We start from the raw sequence: 5195 nt of genomic DNA on the forward strand, positions 1-5195 counted from the left end.
CCAACCCCATGGGGTCCAGGGGGCACCCCTGGGACTTTTCCTTTCGCTGTTGACATGATCATGCCGCTCAATGCGAGGGGGTATAAAAAATAATAATTAAAAAGACAAAAAATTTCCTTTTTTTGATACTTAAAAGATAACATATTGAAAATCAAATCACTCCTCGCGCCCTTGCCAAAACAGGCAACACCTCGGCCACCTGCCGCCACGCCTCCTTCTCATGCGCCGCCGACAACGACAACCGCAACCGGCTACCCCCATTCGGCACCGTGGGAGGCCGCACCGCCACCACCAGCAAACCTTCGGCTTCCAGATCCCGGGCCAAAGCCAGCGCCGTCTCCTCCTCACCCACCCTGACCGGCACAATCTGGGTGGAGGAGGCCCCCGTATCCAATCCCGCCCCACGCAAACTCTCCCGTAAACGACGCGCCCCCTCCTGCAAACGACAACGCGCCCCCTCCAAACCCGGCAGCAGATCCAGCGCCGCATCCACCGCTCCCAACACGGCGGGCGGCAGCGCGGTGGCATAGATCAACCCGCTGCACCGGTTGATCAGATAGTCCCGCAACGACGCGGCACAGGCGGCATAAGCCCCGAAACCGCCCAACGCCTTACTGAACGTGCCCATGACCAGATCCGCCCGTTCACCGCTCGCCGCCGCAAGCCCCGCCCCACCCGGCCCCAAAACCCCGGTGGCATGCGCCTCGTCAAGATAGAGGAACGCCCCGTATCGCTGCCGCAAATAGAACAACCCCGGCAGATCGGCCCGATCCCCGTCCATGCTGAAAACCGTCTCCGAAAGGATGAAACGAAAACGACCGCGATGCTGATGGGCGCGCAACAGCGACTCAAGGTGATCGAGATCGTTGTGCCGATACCGCTGCTGGGAAACACCCGCCGCCAGACAGCCGTGGTGCATGGAGGCATGATTGAGCCGATCGGAAAAAACCAGTGGCTCCTCCCCCAGAATCTGCCGATCCAGCAACGCCGGCAACAAGGTGGCGTTGGCCTGGAAACCGGAGTTCAGCAGCAGCGCCGCTTCCTGACCCTTGAGCCGGGCCAGCCGCTCTTCGATCCGGGAATAAGGCTCCAGATCGCCGCACACCAGACGGGAGGCGCCACTGCCCGCACCCCAGCGCTCCAGCCACTCGGCCGCCCGCTGACGCAACGCCGCATGATCCGCCAACCCCAGATAGTCGTTGGAGGCGAAGTTGACCAGCCAGGTTTCACCCACCCGGATGCGACTGCCCCGACGAGGCCCCACCGGGCGCAGAACCCGCCATTGTCCCGCCTCCCGGCGACGGGTGGCGAAAGCCCGATAACGTTCGGCAAACAAACACCCCTCCATCGTTCCGGAAAAGGGGGTATTGTCAATCCGACGCCTCCGATTGTAAACCCGAATTCGCCTCTTCCAGGTTGACAATCGCCTCCTCCTCCGACAAGGGCGTCCATACGCCGCCCCGTCGCACCTCCAAAGGCTGAAAGCGGGCCTTGTAGCGCATGCTGCGGCACTGCGCGATCCAATAACCGAGAAAAACCCAGGAGAGCCCCAGACGCGCCGCCTCGGCAATCTCCCACAGAATGGCGAAACTGCCCAGACTGCGACGCTTCTCCTCGGGTTCGAAAAAGGTATAGACCGCCGACAAAGCGCGCGGCTGCCGGTCCACCACCGCCACCATCAACAAGCGCCCGCCGCTGTCGCGAAAAGCGACGAACCAGGTATCGCTCCAGGGCGCGATGAGAAAGGAGACGAAATCCTCCGGCAGGGGATCAGCCATGGGACCATCCCCATGACGCGCCGCCAGATAGCGCCGGTAGAGGTCGAAGCTCTCCACGGTGAAGGAAGCCGGCTGCACCTCGACCGTCAAATCCTGGTTGCGTCGCCAGATGCGCCGGAAACCACCCCCTCGGGAAAAGTGGGCCACCGGCACCCGCACCGGCAGACAGGCATCACAACGCTGACAATAGGGCCGGTAGACATGCCCCCCGCTGCGGCGAAAGCCCTGCAGCAACAGATACTCGAAGAGTACCGGATCCATGGAATCCAGCGGATCCACGAAGAGGGTGGAGGCTTCCCGATCCGGCAGATAGTTGCAGGCATGGTCGGGCGAGCGGAAAAGATGCAGTCCGGCGGAAGCGTCCCGCCAGAAACCGGTGGGCAAACGGTTCATGAGTCGGATCCATGATGTTCGATGGCTTGCAAACGTGCCGTTCTCCAGTCACCATGTGGAGAAGCCCGGTCGGCATCGACCCGGCCTTGGCACGAACAACCGGTCAAGGACAATAACCGATGTTTGAAGGTACGACCATTCTTTCCGTCCGTCGAGGCGATCAGGTGGCCATGGGCGGCGATGGCCAGGTCTCTCTCGGCAACACCATCGTCAAGGCCAATGCCCGCAAGGTGCGCGCCATTCGGGAAGGAGAGGTGCTGGTGGGTTTCGCCGGCTCCACCGCCGATGCCTTCACCCTGTTCGAACGCTTTGACGCCAAACTGACCAAACACGGGGGCAATCTTACCCGAGCCGCCGTGGAAATGGCCAAGGACTGGCGCAGCGACCGGGTATTGCGCCGCCTGGAAGCCATGCTGGCGGTGACGGATCGCCAGACGAGCCTGTTGATCTCCGGCGCCGGTGACGTGCTGGAACCGGAAGGCGGCATCCTGGCCATCGGTTCCGGCGGCTCTTACGCCCTGGCCGCAGCCCGGGCGCTGCTGCAGGAAACAACGTTACCACCACGGGACATCGTGGAAAAGAGCCTGCTGATCGCCGCCTCCATTTGCGTATTCACCAACGATCATCTGATCATTGAAGAGTTATAATGTCCACTTTTACGCCCCGTGAGATCGTCTCGGAACTGGATCGTTACATCGTCGGCCAACGCAACGCCAAGCGGGCCGTGGCCATCGCCCTGCGCAACCGGTGGCGTCGCCAGCAGCTCGATGCGGCCATGCGCGAGGAGGTCCATCCCAAAAACATCCTGATGATCGGTCCCACGGGTGTCGGCAAGACGGAAATCGCCCGTCGTCTGGCCAAACTGGCCCACGCCCCCTTCATCAAGGTGGAAGCCACCAAATTCACCGAAGTGGGGTATGTGGGGCGGGATGTGGAGTCGATCATCCGCGATCTGGTCGATCTGGCGGTCAAACAGACCCTGGAAGAGGCCAAACGAGGCGTGCAGATGCAGGCGGAAGAGCAGGCGGAAGAGCGCATTCTCGATATCCTGCTGCCCCCGCCCCCCGGCCATGAGACCTCCAATCCCCTGGAGAGCCTCTTCGGGCGCAGCGCCCCGCACCCTCCCCGTCCGGCCACCCCGCCGGTCGATTCCGGCACGCGGCAGATTCTGCGCCGTCAGTTGCGGGAGGGCCATCTCGATACCCGGGAGATTGAAGTCGATATCCGGGAGGCCCGCCCCTCCACCACGCTGGAAGTCTTCACCCCCCAGGGCATGGAAGGCATCAACCTTCAGGAGATGTTGGGCAACATGCTGGGAGGACGCACCAACCGGCGGCGCATGACGGTCAAGGAGGCCCGCAAACGACTGACGGACGAAGAGGCCGGCAAGCTGGTGGATCGGGAACGCACCCAGAAGACCGCGTTGGATCGGGTGGAACAGTCGGGCATCGTCTTTCTGGACGAACTGGACAAGATCTGCTCCCGCGGCTCGGAGATGCGTGGCGGCGATGTCTCCCGTGAAGGGGTGCAGCGGGATCTCCTGCCCCTGGTGGAGGGCACCACCGTCTCCACCAAATACGGCATGGTCAAGACGGATCACATCCTGTTCATCGCCTCCGGCGCGTTTCAGATGGCGCGGCCTTCGGATCTGCTGCCGGAGTTGCAGGGACGCCTGCCCATCCGGGTGGAGCTGGAGAGTCTGGGGGTGGAGGATTTCGTGCGCATCCTCACCGAACCGGAAAACGCTTTGACCAAACAGTACGCCGCCCTGATGAACACGGAGGAGATCACCCTGGAATTCCAGGAAAGCGGCATTCGCGCCATCGCCGAAATCGCCTCCCAGGTCAACGGCACCACGGAAAACATCGGCGCACGCCGATTGCACACCGTCATGGAAAAACTGCTCGACGAGATCTCCTTCCAGGCCCCGGACCATCGCGGCCAACTTCAGGTGATCGATGCGGACTATGTGCGGAAGCAACTGGCCGATCTGGCCGCCAACGAGGATTTGTCGCGCTTTATTTTGTGACTTTCAATATTTATCTTTTAAGGATCAAAAAAAGGAAATGTTCTGTCCTTTGACTTTTCTTTTATCATTCAGATTCTTCTGAAACGGAAAAGTCAAAAGACAGAACATTTTCTTTTTTTGATACTTAAAGAATAACATATTGAAAGTCAAAGGATCCCCGTTTGGCTGCGGGGATCCCTCTCCCCGCAGGCGTTTTCAGCCCCCTTCGGAGATCCCGCCCTGCATCGCAGAAAGCTCCTCGGCGGAAAAGACCCGATCCGTGTCCAGGATGATGATGAAGGCCTCTTCGTGTTTGCCCATGCCCCGAATGAATTCCGTGCGCAGATTGGTGCCGATCTTGGGCGCTCCCTCGATCTGATCCGGATCCAGGTTCATCACCTCTTTCACCGAATCGGCCAGGGCTCCCAGCACCGTTTTTTCGTCGTCCTGCACCACCTCCACGATGATGATGCAGGTATTGACCGTGCGCCCCGCCTCGTCCATGCCGAACTTGAGGCGCAGATCGACCACCGGAACCACGCTGCCCCGCAGATTGATCACGCCGCACATGAAGTCGGGCGTGCGCGGCACCTTGGTCACCTGGGTATATTCCAGCACTTCCCGGACCCGGGCGATATCCACCGCGAAGATCTCGTCTCCCAGGGTGAACGTCAGCACCTGAAACGACTCGGTAATTCCGCTGACCGCCATGCCATGCTCTCCCTTGATTTCCGGATAAACGGTTCCATTGATATGCGAAACAGCATACCACGGGCCGAGCGCTCCTTGCATCGGCAATTCGTAACCATTCAGGACGCTACGCAGCCCGAAGTCACGCTTCAACAGCGAAAGGAAAAATCCCTGGGGTGCCCCCTGGACCCCAGGGGGTCGGAACGTCAACAGCGAAAGGACACGTCCCAGGGGTGCCCCCTGGACCCCATGGAGTTGAACGTCAAAAGCAAAAGAAAGAGTCCCAGGGCGCTGCCCTGGACCCGTCGGGGGGGATAATCCCCCCC

Annotated in this window: 5 protein-coding genes; 2 read left to right on the plus strand and 3 right to left on the minus strand. The window is 60.9% G+C overall.

Annotated elements, in window-relative coordinates:
- Positions 1–151: 151 nt before the first annotated feature.
- Positions 152–1348: an 8-amino-7-oxononanoate synthase gene (bioF, locus tag HQL56_17925; GenBank protein MBF0311396.1), complete on the minus strand. Its 1197-nt coding sequence runs from the start codon at positions 1346–1348 to the stop codon at positions 152–154.
- Positions 1349–1370: 22 nt separating this feature from the next.
- Complete coding sequence (locus HQL56_17930) at positions 1371–2171, minus strand: arginyltransferase (protein MBF0311397.1); 801 nt, start codon at positions 2169–2171, stop codon at positions 1371–1373.
- 119 nt (positions 2172–2290) lie between these two features.
- Between HQL56_17930 and hslV the strand changes: the two genes are divergently transcribed.
- Both hslV and hslU read left to right on the plus strand, forming a co-directional pair.
- Complete coding sequence (gene hslV / locus HQL56_17935; GenBank protein MBF0311398.1) at positions 2291–2818, plus strand: ATP-dependent protease subunit HslV; 528 nt, start codon at positions 2291–2293, stop codon at positions 2816–2818.
- Positions 2818–4200: an ATP-dependent protease ATPase subunit HslU gene (gene hslU, locus HQL56_17940; protein MBF0311399.1), complete on the plus strand. Its 1383-nt coding sequence runs from the start codon at positions 2818–2820 to the stop codon at positions 4198–4200. The genes hslV and hslU overlap by 1 nt, the downstream gene beginning before the upstream one ends.
- A 195-nt stretch (positions 4201–4395) precedes the next feature.
- On the opposite strand, the gene HQL56_17945 is transcribed toward hslU, so the two are convergent.
- Complete coding sequence (locus HQL56_17945; protein ID MBF0311400.1) at positions 4396–4890, minus strand: chemotaxis protein CheW; 495 nt, start codon at positions 4888–4890, stop codon at positions 4396–4398.
- Positions 4891–5195: the final 305 nt, after the last annotated feature.

Source organism: Magnetococcales bacterium, assembly GCA_015231925.1.
In the GTDB taxonomy this organism is placed as follows: Bacteria; Pseudomonadota; Magnetococcia; order Magnetococcales; family JADGAQ01; genus JADGAQ01.

What these genes read in the sequence shown, in the direction of transcription:
- hslU (MBF0311399.1), top strand. Translation starts at nt 2,818, where the DNA reads ATGTCCACTTTTACGCCCCGTGAGATCGTCTCGGAACTGGATCGTTAC.
- HQL56_17945 (MBF0311400.1), bottom strand. Translation starts at nt 4,890, where the DNA reads ATGGCGGTCAGCGGAATTACCGAGTCGTTTCAGGTGCTGACGTTCACC.
- bioF (MBF0311396.1), bottom strand. Translation starts at nt 1,348, where the DNA reads ATGGAGGGGTGTTTGTTTGCCGAACGTTATCGGGCTTTCGCCACCCGT.
- HQL56_17930 (MBF0311397.1), bottom strand. Translation starts at nt 2,171, where the DNA reads ATGAACCGTTTGCCCACCGGTTTCTGGCGGGACGCTTCCGCCGGACTG.
- hslV (MBF0311398.1), top strand. Translation starts at nt 2,291, where the DNA reads ATGTTTGAAGGTACGACCATTCTTTCCGTCCGTCGAGGCGATCAGGTG.